The following is a 15,907-nucleotide window of genomic DNA, read 5'->3' as shown; positions in this document are numbered from 1 at the left end:
AGTTATTTTGTAAAATAGTTTTATAAAATACATTTACATAATAAAACGTCTTTTGATAATAGTCAATCTATTTAAAAGTAAAAATTGTCAGACGCTTTTTGACAAAGCTGTAATTGGATATGCTCGTATGTTATATTTAAAGGAGTTAAGATAAGTATTTTTATAAAATTGGTTTATCAAATGAGGTATTTTCATGGAAAATAACATCACATTTAAAGATATAAAAAAAAGCAATTATTCGGCTATCTATCATCTCATCTATCAAAATGGGAAGCTTTCCAAACAAGAAATTGCTAACCTGCTGCATTTAAGCTTGCCGACAGTAACGCAAAATTTAGTCCGTTTGGAGCAAGAAGGGTTAATTGAGAAGAGTGGGCAGTTTGAATCTTCAGTGGGAAGACGAGCAGCTGCTTATGCTATCTGCCCACAGGCCCGAATCAGCATTGGAGTGGAGATCCAAAAATCTACTGTACAATTACTGGCAATTGATTTGCTTGGAAAAGCATTTCAGCAAAAACGGTTATCCTTGGGATATGCTAATGAGGATTACTATTACAAAAAGTTAAGTCAAGAAGTTCTAGCCTTTATTGATGCCTTACAAGTGAAAGAAGAGCAGGTTCTCGGAATTGGCTTTGCTGTACAAGGGTTAACATCGAATGACGGCAAAAAAATAACCTATGGAAAAATATTAATTTCTACAGGCTTGGATATTGAGGTGTTTTCACAGCATCTGCCATATCGCTGCATGTTTTTACATGATGCCAAATGTGCAGCAACAACAGAGCTTTGGGTAAGAAATGATATGGATGATGCTGTCTACCTCTCGATTGGTCCCCATCTTGGCGGAGCGATTATAATCGACAGGCAGATTTACATGGGGAAAGAAGGGCATAGCGGAACGGTTGAACATATGACAGTAAATCCAAACGGGCCCCCGTGCTATTGCGGTAAGAAAGGCTGCATGGAAACATACAGTTCTGTCCATGCACTTCTAACAGAAGACGAATCATTAGAGTCATTTTTTGAACAACTGCGAAACAATTCTCCAGTTTATGTTGCGAGATGGAATGAATTCCTTAATTATTTAGCCATTTCCATTAATAATATCCACCTTGTATTGAATAGAGAATTCATTTTGGGTGGCCATATTACTTCATACTTAAGAGAAGAGGATATTAATATTCTTCATGAAAAAGTAAATGAAAAGACAGCATTTCCAAGCAATGATCCTTTTATTTATATAAGCCGTTCTCCAGAAAATGGCGTGCTTTTAGGTGCAGGTATACCATTTATTCAATCGTTTTTAAATACTATTTAGAAGCATGAAGAAGTTTTCATGCTTCTTTTTGCTATGAAAAAAATATCATGTTAGGGAAGAAGGAATTTGTGTAATTTTGTATAATTATTAGTTAATAAGTATTTTTATTCAATTAAACAGGAGGGGTAAAATGTCGAGAACAAACTGGATTCAAATTATAGAGGAACTGTCCATGAACGCCTTACCTGCTTTACAAACAAATATGTATGATGGATGGGTATTGCGTTTTGCTGATGGCTATACCAACAGAGCAAATTCCGTCAATCCGATATATTCTTCCTATCAAGAGGTTGCTAATAAAATTAGTACTATCGAACAAACCTATCGTAACAGAAATTTAAAGCCAATTTTTAAAATGACTAAGCAAGCTTTACCGGAAAACTTGGATGAGAATTTAGCGAAAAATGGCTATATTCAAGCTGGGTTAACCGCTGTTCAAGTATTGCCTTTAGAAGATGTAAATATTGCAGTAGTACATAAGGCTGAATTTTATCAAACTTTCGAAGAACATTGGTTTAATTACTATTGCCACCTCAATCATATTAGTGGGAGTAATCAAGTAACATTAGCGAAAATGCTAAAAAACATTGTGGCGAAAACTGCCTATTTTCTGCTGAAGAACGATAGTGGTGAAATACTTGCATGTGGGATGTGTGTATTAGAAAGAGGATATATCGGATTATTTGATATCGTCACAGCCAGCAACTGTCGTAATAAAGGGTATGGGACAGTGCTAATTCAAAATATCCTGGACTGGGGCAAGGATAATGGAGCGCAATATGCTTATCTGCAAGTAATGTTAAATAATGAACCTGCTTTAAAGCTTTATTCCAAAATCGGCTTTAAAGAAGTGTACCAATACTGGTACAGAAGCAAAGACTAATCGGAGCAGGCAAAATGTTTACTCTTATAATTTACTGGGAACTGTTTTTTTAAAGATGTAAATTTTACAAGTCATGATACAGTCCATTTTTTGAAAACATATTAATAAAAGTTTGTTTATGATTAGAACAAAGAAATGAGGGTCGAAATGGACAAACAAATTCAACAACTGCAGGATCAATTAAAAATGGAGCATAAAAATGTAGCAAAATACACGCAGCATGTGTTTGAAGCACTTGATAAATTAATTGATGAACATCGGAGAATCGTATCATCAAACGCCTTAGCAGGAATTAAGCATGAGGGCTGTGAAGAGTATGCCTTTTATAAAACGATGCATGACGTAAAGTATACACTTATGAATGAGTTGCGCAAAACGGTTGATGATTTCACTCATTTAGGAGATAAATATCATGCGAAGAATTATCCTGATGGTGTAAAAAAATAATGACTGTATTGTAAAAAATCCAGCACTATTTTAGTTGCTGGATTTTTTACGTCGCAGTCTCTGGCTGTTTAACACAAATAGCACATATTAAAACACATAATAATCGATTATAATAGAACCACATACATAATTGTCAGGTAAACGAAACACGAAAAGGAGTATTTTTTCATGTCAAATTATAAAACTAATCCTAAGGTCGATGAATTTTTGAATAAAGCAAAAACATGGCAAGAGGAATATAGAATATTACGTAATATCATTCTTGACTGTGAGCTTACAGAGGATTTTAAGTGGATGCATCCTTGTTATACACTTAATGATAAGAACGTCGTATTAATCCATGGTTTCAAAGAGTATGTTGCCCTTCTGTTTCATAAAGGCGCATTAATAAAAGACCCACAAGGTATTCTTGTTCAGCAAACAGAGAATGTACAAGCAGCCCGGCAAATCCGGTTTACTAATGTTCAGCAAATAATAGACATGGAAGCAGTCTTAAAAGCCTATATTAAAGAAGCTATTGCAGTAGAAGAGGCCGGCTTAGAGGTTGAATTAAAGAAGAATGAAGAATACTCCATGCCTGAAGAGCTGCAGATAAAATTTGCAGAAATCCCAGCATTAAAGTCTGCATTCGAAGGATTGACACCTGGAAGACAAAGAGCATATTTATTACATTTTTCACAAGCAAAACAAGCAAAAACTCGAGCCGCTAGAGTAGACAAATATGTACAGCATATTCTTGACGGCAAAGGCTTAAACGACAAGTAAATTAAAAATGAAACCTTCCACTTATATTTCGATTGGAAGGTTTTTTTAACCCTGCATAATCGTGCACAAAATGTCGGGTTGCTGGCAATCATTTCAGCTATTATTTGGTTGAGGAGGTCGTAAAATGGATTCGCTAAAAAACATGAATGATGCAATGAAATATATTGAGGACAATTTAACGAACGAAATAGACTTTAAAGTGGTAGCAAGGTTAGCACATTGTTCAGAGTATCATTTTAAAAGGATGTTTTCCTTTTTGGCTGGGATTTCTCTTTCAGAATATATCCGCCGCAGACGTCTTAGTTTAGCAGCACTTGAACTAACTAATAGCAGCATAAAAATAATTGATGCAGCTCTAAAATATGGGTACAATTCGCCTGATGCATTTACTAGAGCTTTTCAACAGCTGCATGGTGTTACCCCATCAGAAGTAAAACGCAAAAGTATTCAGTTAAAAGCGTATCCGCACATGACCTTCGAATTATCTATTAGAGGAGGTAATGAAATGAATTACCGTATAGAACAGAAAGACCCCTTTCAAATAGTTGGTATTATGAAAAGAGTTCCAATAATATTTGAAGGAGAGAATCCAGAAATAACAGCGATGTGGCAGTCATTAACGATGGAGAAAATAGCACAATTGCAGCATCTGTCCAATGTAGAGCCTAAAGGAATGATACAAGCATCTCTTAACTTTTCAGAAGGGCGGATGGAGGAAAAAGGGGAGCTTGATCAATATATTGGTGTAGCTACAACGGAAAGCTGTCCGGAACACTTTTCTAAACTTGAAGTGCCAGCTTTGACTTGGGCGGTTTTTGAATCTATCGGCCCATTCCCAAGTACACTGCAAGCAACATGGGGAAGAATATACTCAGAATGGTTTCCGTCTTCTAACTATGAAGCAGCAGAAGGTCCTGAGATTCTGTCCATTAAAAATAAAGATTTAACTTCACCAGCTGTTAAAACGGAGATTTGGATTCCTGTTGTAGCAAAATACTAGTAGAAGATTCAGAGCTGTTTCGGACAGCTCTGTTTTATTTCATCTATATCAAAAGTAGGAGAATACAGGCAAAAAAATAATGGTAAAATGGAAGATATGAAAGAGCTTAACTAGGAGAGGAAGAAGACAATGGATTTTCAAACGGTAATGAGTGAGCTTGAAGCACTTGGCAAGGAACGCACAAAAAAGATTTACATGTCCAATGGTGCTCATGAGCCTTTATTTGGTGTGGCTACAGGTGCTATGAAACCAATCGCTAAAAAAATAAAAATTAATCAATCATTGGCAGAAGAGCTATATGCAACTGGGAACTATGATGCAATGTATTTCGCAGGCATTATTGCAGACCCAAAAGGCATGACAGAATCGGATTACGATCGGTGGATAGATGGTGCTTACTTTTATATGCTGTCCGATTATGTGGTAGCGGTAACATTATCTGAGTCTGATATTGCCCAAGAGGTTGCTGATAAGTGGATTGCAAGCGGAGACGAATTGAAGATGTCTGCAGGCTGGAGCTGTTATTGCTGGATGCTAGGAAATCGCAAAGACACCGAGTTTTCCGAAAGCAAGATTTCAAGCATGCTAGAAAGTGTCAAAGAAACAATTGCAGAATCGCCAGAACGAACAAAATCTGCTATGAATAATTTTATATATACTGTTGGTGTTTCTTATTTGCCGCTACATGAAAAGGCAGTTGAAACAGCTCAACAAATAGGTATTGTCGAATTGAAACGAGCTAATAAAAAAAGCAGCTTCTTACATGCTTATGAAAATATTCAAAAAGAAGTGGATAGAGGAAAACTGGGATTTAAACGCAAATATGTCAGATGCTAATTAGAATGTAAGGAGAGAATAACGATTAAAATCAATCAGTTAATTGCCAACAATATTAACCGTTTAGATGCAATCTTGCCAGAGGATCGGTCGCTCGGAATTGCAGGCTTATCCGGATCTGGAAAAACTACCTTTTGTCAAACAATAGGGGAGGAATCAAAAAAACGGCTTGTTTCTCTATTGCCTAAAGCGGAATACCAATATTTATTTGCAGATATTATGGAAACCAATTTTAGCGCTATTAATATGGAGAATATGCCGTTAGTGCTTTTTCTTGGAAAATCCTCGATTTCTTCCAATCCACGCTCTACTATTGGCACACATACTGGTGTTTTTAAAGAGATACGAAATAAGTTTGGAGAAATGTTTCATCTTTCACCAGAGGTATTTTCTTTTAATAATGCGTTAGGATGGTGCCCTGCATGCAAAGGGCGGGGAACGACAAAAAATGTTGCATGTAAAAAGTGCGATGGCAAGCGTTATAGTGAAGATGTAGAGCAACATCTGCTAAAGCTTAGAAATCATCCTCACAGCATTTCTGATGTGAATAATTTAAGTGTTGAAACGATCTATTCCTTGGCGGAGGAATTAAATATTAGTGAAGAAAGACAGCTTGTTCTTCGCAATATTATCAATATGAATATAGGTTACTTAACATTAAACCGGATAATGGGCACCTTATCGGGCGGAGAACTAACCCGTCTATATTTGGCAGAATTTATGTCTGCCAGCAGCAATACGGTGATTATTATTGATGAAATATCGGTTGGTCTTGATCATGACACGCTATTAAAAATATTAGAACAGGTTCAACAATTAGGCTGTAAAAACCAAATTTGGCTGATAGATCATTCTGATAGTGTATTAAATGCAGCAGATAAGCAATTGTTCTTTGGGCCAGGCAGCGGTAAATACGGAGGAAAGCTAGTGAACGAATCTCCGCGTCCGCAAGCCATACTTTGGGAACGGAATGAGGAAGCTCCAACTGAATTCTATCCATTTTACGATTTGTATTGCCGCAATATTCAAATGGCGGAAATCGAGATTCCAAAAAATAGACTTGTAACCTTTACAGGTGAATCTGGCTGCGGTAAATCAACTTTAGTAAATGAGTGCATTGCAAGGGATTTTCTGAAGCGATACCCAAAAGACAAACTCGTAATGGTAGGTCAGGACCGGAATCAGTCCATCACGAGCAGGTCAACGATTGCGACATTTCTTGATATAAAAAGGAAGCTATCAAAATATAGCAGCGAAATAGAAGATGTTTTTCAGCGCTCAATTGAAGATATTGTTGAAGAGCTTCCAAAAGAAGACATTGTCCATAAACGGCTAAGTTTATTGATTAAGCTTGGGCTCGGATATTTAACATTGGAACGAAAAACACAGACACTGTCAACAGGTGAATTTCAATGTGTTCACTTAGTTTCAGAGCTGTTTGCCAACACCAGAAATCCGCATACACTATTTATATTTGATGAGCCTTCTAAAGGGTTATCACAAAATATCTTAAATCAATTCATTGATAGTGTAAGAATTATTTTGGAAGATCAAACAGTCTCCATCATAATGATTGAACATAATGCTTATATGCTTGAAAGCTCTGATTTTATTGTAGATTTTGGAAAAAGACAGTCTGAACCTGTGCAGCATCTTGATGTGGTCAGTCATGATGAATATTTCAGCCAAAAAAATACTGAGAAGAATGATGAATCGATACATATATCATCCCAATTAGATTCAGTAAAGGGAATAAATTATTTAACGGAAAATCATATCAGTTATTTTAAACAAGCTGAAAACGTCTATAAAGGCGGCATTCTAAAGAGTCTTTCTTCTATGGCACGATTGATTTACGGCGAATATGAATCTGATAAAATTGCACCAGTCATCGCTATTGATTTAGAGAGGCACTTATATAGCCAATACAGTTTTCTTTTTGAAATAGGCGGAATAATTAATCATATCGTATCTGCTCATCCAGCTAATAAAGATACAAAAAGCTTTGATTTTTATAGTCAAGCTAATCACTGTCCAAGCTGTTCCGGGCGCAGAGAAATGGAAAAATTTGATTTTGAGTTAGTGATTCAAGATAAAACAGTTCCATTTTGGGACGGCTTATTACATCCTGATGTGATGGAAGTGCTGAAATATTATCAACATGCAAAAATACAATTTCTTTTCGAGGAAATAAAAAATGAATTAGGTCATGATTTGAGTAAGAGCTATAACGAGTTAACAGAAGCAGAAAAACATACCTTCTTATATGGCTATTGGGACAAGTCATTTTATGATAAAGCGACAAAGTCTTCAAAGAAATGGGAAGGCTTCAACTTTATACTTGGCCGTTATATGGTTGTGTCAAAATCCATCATTAAAGAACAGATGAAGCAATCAAAAGAAATGATACCTTGCCCAATTTGTAATGGCACTATATTAAATCACGAGAAAAAGCTGTTGTTTAGTGACGTCGATATCCGGGAGTTAATTCAACTTCCTATTACAAAGATTATTAATATCGTCGGCTCATTACCAGTTTTAGAGAAACTTAAAGCAATCGTCGGCAAAGACATGCCACTGACGCAGGATGTTTCCTTGCTGCCTCGAAAAACACAAGCAGCCCTTAAAATGCTGGAACTTGAATTAGCAAGCTTTGTCGGCTATGAAATTGTTTTGCAAAATGTGTTGCCGTTCTGGGGCAGTATTAAAGGCAATATCGAAAACTTAAGCAGTAAAAACAAGCTGACAATCTGTGATTTTACTGGTATTGATGAAACGAGAGAAAGTATTATTGATAAATATTTCACGAATGGGAAATACAAAAAGCTGACCTATGTATATGAAGCATTCGGATATAAAAAAATTGTAACCCAAATTAATAAAATAAAAGCAAGTCATCCATGTCCTTTCTGCAAAGGCAAAAAGGTTATCTCGGAAGATAATCTTCATGATGGTGTCATGAAATTATCGGTGCCGTGTGTCAGCTGTCATGCGAGCGGGATCAATGAAGAGGGATTAGAGGAATTAGTTGAAGGTGTAAAAGTACAAACATGGCTGACTGGTACGGTAAGCGATGTGGTTACAGAAGGCGCTGCAGAGGAAGTCAAAGAAATTCCAATATTCAACCGCATTCGAGAATTAAATAAGCGAGATATGATGGCTGTATATCACAGCTTGGCAAAATAACAGAAATGGAGCAACGGATATTATGAAACAAAGTCTAGGAAATGCTGTTCAAGACTTTTGCGGAACATGGAAGTTGTTAACGGAAGAATCTAATTATTCATTAGGCAGTCCGCCTGCTTCAGGCACGTATAGTATCAAGCTAGTTGGCGAGAAAGTGCTATTTCACGTCAGCTGGGAGGAACAAAGTGAACAAACATATCAAGTGGAATTTTCCGGGATTCCTGACGGGGAAAAGCATCCTTTTAAAGGTCAAGGAGTCGATTTTGTTAAGTATGAAATAACTGCAGATGGAAAATTCATCTCTGCTGCATATAAAGATAGAAACATCCTTAACGAGGCAACGAGATCATTATCAGCAGATAAAACACAAATGTTCGTTACACAGCGAATACTTGGACAAGATGGACAGCTGCATGCTAATTATTCCGTTTATAGTAAAGAATAAACGGCCTGCCGCAAAAAAAATAGAAGTGCGTTCAATGAACGCACTTCTAATAAAAAATTACATAAAAAAATATGTAATTCACCATTGAAAAGAGTTACTAGATATGGTAAATTTACATAGGTATGCATTTTATATTTAGTTATTATCGTATATTATCCCTATCTTAATTATACGATGTATACCATGCTTTCGTCAATCCTTTTTTGAAAAAAATTTAAAAGGAGTGTTTTTGTTGTAAATTCAATTATTTAAAACAGAAACAAAGGAATTATTGAAACGGAGGAAGAGGGGAGCTTTACAGATTTGAAGGATAAATTAAATAAGAAAGAAGGACTGATTCCACATGACAAAGGAAACTAATTCACCTCCATATGGCATGATTGCGATTTTATTTATCGGCGCCTTTGTAGCGATATTAAATGAAACCTTGCTTAACGTTGCTCTTCCAGCAATTATGGAGGAATTCGACGTGAATGCGACTGCAGTACAATGGCTGTCTACAGGTTATATGCTCATTAATGGGATATTAATACCAGCTAGTGCGTTCTTCATTCAGCGTTTTTCTGATAAAAAATTATTCTTAACAGCCATGTTATTATTTACTTTAGGAACGCTCTTAGCAAGCATTGCTCCAGCATTCAGTGTGTTACTAGGAGCGCGCATGATTCAGGCAGCAGGATCAGCGATCATGATGCCGTTATTAATGAATGTGATGCTTACAGCATTTCCAGTTGAAAAAAGAGGGGCAGCAATGGGGATGTTTGGTCTGGTGATGATTACAGCTCCAGCAATTGGGCCAACGCTCTCAGGCTGGCTGATTGAGCATTACAGCTGGAGAATGTTATTTGATATTGTTCTGCCAATTGCAATTTTAACTTTAGTTTTTGCCTTTATTAAATTAAAAGATGTAACGGCCCAACGAGATATTAAGCTTGATATATTCTCATTAGTTTTATCGAGCATTGGCTTCGGTGGGTTGCTGTATGGCTTTAGTTCTGCAGGAGAGAAGGGCTGGGATAGCCCATACGTATATGGAACGATTATTATTGGTACAGTTGCATTGCTTACTTTTATCCTGCGCCAGCTGCGCATGGATGAGCCGATGCTTGAGTTTCGCATCTATAAGTATCCTATGTTTGCATTGTCGTCAGTTATTTCCATTGTTATTTCAGTCGCAATGTTTTCATCTATGATCCTGCTGCCAATCTATGTGCAGACCATCCGCGGCATTTCTCCAATGGATTCAGGCTTGTTAATGCTCCCTGGAGCGATTGTAATGGGAATAATGTCGCCGATAACAGGGAAACTCTTTGATAAGTACGGAGCAAGAATACTAGCCGTAATTGGCTTAACGATTACAGTTATAACGTCTTATTACTTCAGCAAGATCGGCATGAATACTGCATATTCCACACTTGTCTTATTGTACACCTTGCGTATGTTCGGAATGTCCATGGTTATGATGCCAGTAATGACAAACGGATTAAATCAATTGCCGCCGATTAACAATCCACACGGAACAGCATTGAACAACACTTTACAACAAGTATCAGGTGCAATTGGGTCAGCGTTATTAATTACCGTTATGCAAAATAGAACGAAAGCAGAAGCAGAGGAATTAGCTGCTAATGCAATGGCAAATATGGATGCAAGTACAGCACAGTCGGCAACGGAAATTCAACAACAAATCATGAATGAAGCAATGATACATGGAATTAACTTTACCTTTATTGTTTCTACATGGATTGCAGTGCTTGCACTAATACTCGCATTGTTTATTAAACGAGTAAGACCGCATTATGGAAATCAGGCGGCTAAAGAGGAAGTTAGTACGAAGCTTGATAGTATAAAAGAGTAAGAATAAGACACAGAAAAACGGGTTGCCTAAGCACTAGGCACCCGTTTTTATTAATTATAGACTGTAATAAACATCTCAATCTGAATACATAGTAACCCAATATAATTATTATTTTAATATAAGGAAATAACAGGGATTAGTGAAGGTGTTAAATGAGTTACTCAAGTATTTTAAATGCGAATAATTGGGGAAAAATTTAAAAGGAAAAGATTCTTTTATTATAACTAAGATTGTAATTTTTTGTAAATTATTCCGTCTAATCTCCAAATAAAACTAGGAGAGAGAGCCGTGAAACTATCATCTTTTTTTCAGACAAGAAAAGGAAGAATTACGAGCTTCAAATAGCACAGGAGGGGGCGATGACAATTAACGAAAAGAATGGGGCTGAAATGTCATTATTATCCTTTGATAATTACATATATGTCGGTAAGGAATAGAGTTTAGAATAATTCGATTATTAGAGATTGCTAGAAATGACCTCCTATTATATGGTATTGTACTAAGGTACGTAAATACAATATATAGTACAGTAGGGGGATTCTTACATGAAAAAATTTGGGTTTTTGTTATTTTTAGCCATTACGGTACTTGCACTTGCTGCTTGTGGAGCAGACAAAGAAGCAAGCAAGACTTCAAGTGACAAGAAGGAATCAGAAGAAACAGAGGATTTTGCTGTAGACAAAGGTCTGCTAAATGTGGAAATTACAATGCCAGCATCTTTTGTTGAAGGCGAGGACATTGATAATACCATTAAAGAAGCGGAAGCAGAAGGTATTGAGGTAACAAAAAACGGGGATGGTTCTTTAACGTATAAAATGTCTAAATCAGAGCATAAAAAAATGATGAAAGACATTAAAACAAATGCCGAAAAATCATTAGATGAAATAAAAACAGACGGCACTTTCCCATCTGTGAAAGATATTACTTACAATAACTCTTTCTCTAAGTTCACTTTAACGGTTGATAAAGCAGCCTATGAGAACAGCATGGATTCATGGTCCATTATCGGTATTGGTATTACGGGTATGATGTATAACCTCTTTAACGGAGAAGACATGGATAAAATGAAGGTAAATATCGATGTTAAAGACGAAGCAACAGGAGAAGTATTTGATACGACAGTTTATCCTGATGATTTAGAAGAAGCAGAAGAGGAATTAGCTACAGAAGAATAAAATAATGAAAAGCCCGAATTCTTATGCGGATTCGGGCTTTTATTATGCACTATTTCGGGGCATATCATGAAGGAGCGACAAGCTGAGAAATATTTTCCGTATTTTATGTTGTATTTCCTGAGAAATCGCATGATATGACAATGTTTGCGGTTTTTTTACATCATTTATCTATAGAATAAAGACAAAATGAAAATAACTGAATTCTGACTTTAAAACAAAAGTAATCTTAATGTCTGTTAACCCAAGATTTGCTGATTAAACATACAAACAAGAAAATTCAGAGTAGAGCTTAAAAATGGAAGTGACGGCTAATGTTAATAACGTGATGAGCACTTTTTCTTCCTAAAATGTTATAAATCTTTCATCTTGTAAAACAGCGGATAATCTTTTGTACTATAATATACTTAATTGGTTTTTTAGGAGGAACAGAAATGAAGCCTAAAATTGAAGATGTGGCGAAAAAGGCTGGTGTTTCGCCAACTACTGTTTCGCGTGTTTTGAATAACCGCGGGTACATAAGTGATAAAACTAGGGAAAAAGTCCAAGAAGCGATGAATGAGCTTAATTATTTTCCAAATGATGTTGCTCGGTCTTTATTTAACAAGCGGTCTAACTTAATTGGCTTGATACTGCCGACAACGGCAAACCCTTTCTTTGGAGAACTGACTTTTCACTTAGAAAACATTTGTGCAACGTTAGGGTATAAGGTGTTGCTTTGCAATAGTTTAAATCAGATTGATAAAGAAGAAAAATACTTGGAAATGTTATTACGAAATCAGGTGGATGGAATTATTGTCGGCACACATAATCGCGGTATTTTTGATTATCATAAGCAAGGTTTAGCTGTTGTTGCTATAGATAGGTATCTGTCTGAAACCATCCCAGTTGTCGGCTCTGATAATTACGAAGGTGGGAAAATCGCAACAGAATTGTTAATTGAAAATGACTGTAATTGTATTGTGCTAATGGATGGAATTGGAGAACTGGAAACGCCGGCCAGATTAAGAAGAAAAGCGTATATAGATCTTATGGAGCAACAGGGCAGGACGCCAATTATTTATGAAATATCAGAGGTTTTTGCTCAAAATAGTTATATACATATAATAAATGAAATTTTTAACGACCATCCAGAAGTAGATGGTGTATTTGCCACTAATGATTTATTTGCGGCAGCATTTTGGAATGAAGCAAAAAAACGAGGAAAAAACATTAAGGTAGTCGGCTATGATGGGACAGAGACAGCTCAAACATTATTACCAGAACTTACAACCATTAGGCAGCCAGTCGATCTAATAGCGAAAACAGCTATCGATATTTTATTGAAAGAAATAGAGGGAGAATTCACAGACATTCATTTAGAAACAAGGCTGCCTGTTCGATTATTAAAAGGAACTACAGCTTAAATATTGCTTTATTATATGGTGGTAGGGATGCTGGTTTAATTCGCTTTTATTTTGACTTAGTAATGAAAAAAGGTGACTATTTTGATTGAAGTTTTTGCTATTTTTAGCTTTTACTTATTACCCATTTATTGTATTGTTTTTTGTTTAAATCTTGTGTCATTGTTAAAGAAGATAAAGTATGAAGAAAATACAGCTAATAATACCGTATGGTTTACAATTTCCTTTGTACTAATCATTATGACCATAGCTTCACTCACTACGCTTGAGTAGAGAAACAGAAAGAAATAATTTTTCCTAACTGCTGTATTATAACTGATTTGTTGAGGGATTCCATAATAATTTGGAATCCTTTTCTTATGCCACAATAAGGGCAGGGACAGGAAATAACTATCAAGGGTTTATAAAAGAGTATTAGTTTAGGAATGGAAAGCTCTTCTTTTTGTATTCTTTTTTTTATAAACTGTCACAACTGGTTACACTTCGTTCGTTATATAGAGTGAGAGGGGGATAAGATGAAAGTTAATAATCAAGATTATGAAAAGATGGAAGAATTATATGAGTTGTATGAACAAAAAATTTATTCTGTTGCCTATTCCATTTTAAATAATATCCAGCAGGCGGAGGATTCTGTTCAAGAGACATTCATCACACTTTATAACAATTTAGAAAAACTGTATAGCTTGGATACGCAAGAGCTTAAACGCTACATATTAAGAATAGCGAAAAACAAAGCGATAGATAGCTATCGGAAAAATAAACGCCATGGTCTGCTTGTGGAAGAATATCAAAGAGAATCAATTGAAACTATAGATGAAAATATTGAAGAGTGGCAACAGCGTTTAATGTCTGAAAATCAAATTGATACATTGTTAACAGTGTTGAGTGAATCTTGTAGACAGGTTTTCAAATATAAAGTTTTCTATAATCTGTCGTATCAGGAAATATCCAAGCTAATGGGATTAACGGAGGTCAATGTTCGAAAGCAATATGAACGCGCCCGTAAACGTGTACTTAATATGATAGGAGGTTTACAATTTGACGAATTCACAGGACTCAAAAAAAATGTATGATTTAGCTGAAAAAATTGCTTTAGATGATTTTGATTCATTAGCTGGACAACATGAATTCTCAGACACCTACAACCATAAAAAGAAATTGTTTATGGAGGAAATTAAGGCAAAAAGGGAACAACAAAAGATCAGGCGCAAAAAGAATCGTTTATTAATTGCTGCTGCCTGTCTATTAATTGGTATACCGACAACTGCTTTTGGTGCCGTTAAAGTCTATGATATGACTATCCAAAAACAAAATTATGAAGTAGATATTTCCGTGACAAATACAAATACAAATAACCAAGATAAATGGTATAAATTGAAAATTGCTAATATGCCAGAAAATATGGAAGAAGTTCGAAATACTGATGGCATGAAGTTTTCATTTAAAGATAACTATGCGCAAGGTGGTTTTTCATTTAGTCTTATGAGAGTAGGGGGAAAATCAGACTTCCAGACACTTTACGCAAATAATTATGAAGAAAAAGAGATAAATGGCAGGAAAGCAGTTATTATCAGTAAAGATTCAGTAAATGAAAGCATGACGTTTGACAGACAGGTATATCTCTTATTTGAGAACGAGGGAATCATGTTAGAGAGTTATGTTGGGGCTGATGTTAACGAGGACGTAATGATGAAGGTTTTGGAAGATATTTCACTTGTACCAACATCAAAAGAAAAGGCAACACCAATAATAGAGTATGAAGAAGCTCAAATCAGCGATGACCAAACTGAATTTAAAGTTATTCCTTTGAATAAAGACAGCAATAGATTATTTTCTATAGGTGAAGTGGTTCCAGTAACGATAGAAGAATTGGTTAATGGAAGCAATGGTACTGTCAGTAAAATGGATTCCTTAGAATATACGGTAAATAAGGTTGAAATCTATGATTCGATTAAAGATTTCAAGCAGGGGAACTTTAATGAATTTGGATTAGAAATGCTAACCCATTATAACGCTATAGATCAGGAAAAAACCCTTATACCATACAAACGAAATATTTATAAAATGGGGGATGGCAAGGATACCATTGACAAGTTAGTAGATACCCAATTAATTAATGGAAAGTTTGTCTATTTAACTACAACAGTTACAAATACTAGTAATCAGGCAACCGAGGAAATTTATATGCATCCATCCTTGCAAGTGCTTAAATCGGAAGGAAATGCGTGGAACTATGCTAATTTTGATGGAAATTCAGAACACAGTATTATGACTGGCGAAGTTGATTATCTAGAACCTCACGGAAGTGGTAAATCCTTTTACAATATTGGAAGTATCCAACCAGGTCAAACGAAGAAGATTAACTTAGGTTATTTTGTTGATGAAGATAAACTGGACTCTATTTTCCTTGATGTTTTCCATTACTCTGGGTCTGGTATAACAGAAGACTTAAATGCAGAAGACCGTTGGTGGATTGATATTCGTCAATAGTTTAAAAACTATTAAAAAATGTAGTTTATAGTTATTAGACATAAACCTAAAAGAAATATTATTAAAAGAATCCAGCAGAAAATGCTGGGTTCTTTGTATTGGT

General features: G+C 35.6%; 13 protein-coding genes. All 13 read left to right on the top strand.

Going from position 1 to position 15,907, the window contains the following annotated elements; translation table 11 throughout:
* Positions 1-193 precede the first annotated feature (193 nt).
* The 13 genes from MKX82_RS25945 to MKX82_RS25885 all read left to right on the top strand — a co-directional run bounded on the left by MKX82_RS25945 (position 194) and on the right by MKX82_RS25885 (position 15,804).
* Positions 194-1,318 carry an ROK family transcriptional regulator gene (locus MKX82_RS25945; protein ID WP_341081183.1) on the top strand — a complete coding sequence of 375 codons (1,125 nt, stop codon included), beginning with the start codon at positions 194-196 and terminating at the stop codon, positions 1,316-1,318.
* A 130-nt stretch (positions 1,319-1,448) separates the two neighbouring features.
* A complete protein-coding gene (locus MKX82_RS25940) occupies positions 1,449-2,201 on the top strand; it encodes a GNAT family N-acetyltransferase (RefSeq protein WP_233315104.1) in 753 nt (250 codons plus the stop codon).
* A gap of 147 nt (positions 2,202-2,348) precedes the next feature.
* Positions 2,349-2,648: a hypothetical protein gene (locus tag MKX82_RS25935; protein ID WP_233315105.1), complete on the top strand. Its 300-nt coding sequence runs from the start codon at positions 2,349-2,351 to the stop codon at positions 2,646-2,648.
* Between the two features lie 168 nt (positions 2,649-2,816).
* Positions 2,817-3,413, top strand: coding sequence for a YdeI/OmpD-associated family protein (locus MKX82_RS25930; RefSeq protein ID WP_233315106.1), 597 nt, complete (start codon positions 2,817-2,819; stop codon positions 3,411-3,413).
* A gap of 124 nt (positions 3,414-3,537) precedes the next feature.
* On the top strand, positions 3,538-4,413 hold the full coding sequence (locus MKX82_RS25925) for an AraC family transcriptional regulator (RefSeq protein WP_341081177.1): 876 nt from the start codon (positions 3,538-3,540) through the stop codon (positions 4,411-4,413).
* Between the two features lie 129 nt (positions 4,414-4,542).
* A complete protein-coding gene (locus tag MKX82_RS25920; RefSeq protein ID WP_341081175.1) occupies positions 4,543-5,250 on the top strand; it encodes a DNA alkylation repair protein in 708 nt (235 codons plus the stop codon).
* A gap of 24 nt (positions 5,251-5,274) precedes the next feature.
* The gene (locus MKX82_RS25915) at positions 5,275-8,436 is read left to right on the top strand and encodes an ATP-binding cassette domain-containing protein (protein ID WP_341081644.1); all 3,162 of its coding nucleotides are present in this window, start codon (positions 5,275-5,277) and stop codon (positions 8,434-8,436) included.
* 22 nt (positions 8,437-8,458) lie between these two features.
* Positions 8,459-8,881: a hypothetical protein gene (locus MKX82_RS25910; protein WP_341081174.1), complete on the top strand. Its 423-nt coding sequence runs from the start codon at positions 8,459-8,461 to the stop codon at positions 8,879-8,881.
* Positions 8,882-9,224: 343 nt separating this feature from the next.
* Positions 9,225-10,739, top strand: coding sequence for a DHA2 family efflux MFS transporter permease subunit (locus tag MKX82_RS25905; protein ID WP_341081172.1), 1,515 nt, complete (start codon positions 9,225-9,227; stop codon positions 10,737-10,739).
* Between the two features lie 545 nt (positions 10,740-11,284).
* Positions 11,285-11,914 carry a hypothetical protein gene (locus MKX82_RS25900; RefSeq protein WP_341081171.1) on the top strand — a complete coding sequence of 210 codons (630 nt, stop codon included), beginning with the start codon at positions 11,285-11,287 and terminating at the stop codon, positions 11,912-11,914.
* A 431-nt stretch (positions 11,915-12,345) separates the two neighbouring features.
* Positions 12,346-13,317: a LacI family DNA-binding transcriptional regulator gene (locus MKX82_RS25895; RefSeq protein WP_237942863.1), complete on the top strand. Its 972-nt coding sequence runs from the start codon at positions 12,346-12,348 to the stop codon at positions 13,315-13,317.
* Positions 13,318-13,829: 512 nt separating this feature from the next.
* Positions 13,830-14,387 carry an RNA polymerase sigma factor gene (locus tag MKX82_RS25890; protein ID WP_251645694.1) on the top strand — a complete coding sequence of 186 codons (558 nt, stop codon included), beginning with the start codon at positions 13,830-13,832 and terminating at the stop codon, positions 14,385-14,387.
* Positions 14,353-15,804, top strand: a complete 1,452-nt coding sequence (locus MKX82_RS25885) for an anti-sigma factor (protein WP_341081164.1) — start codon at positions 14,353-14,355, stop codon at positions 15,802-15,804. The genes MKX82_RS25890 and MKX82_RS25885 overlap by 35 nt, the downstream gene beginning before the upstream one ends.
* Positions 15,805-15,907: the final 103 nt, after the last annotated feature.

The sequence above is a fragment of the Niallia sp. FSL R7-0271 genome (assembly GCF_038005785.1).
Taxonomy (GTDB): Bacteria; Bacillota; Bacilli; order Bacillales; family Cytobacillaceae; genus Niallia.
Note: the sequence above shows the minus strand (reverse complement) of the source record. Positions and strands in the feature narration are given on the sequence as shown.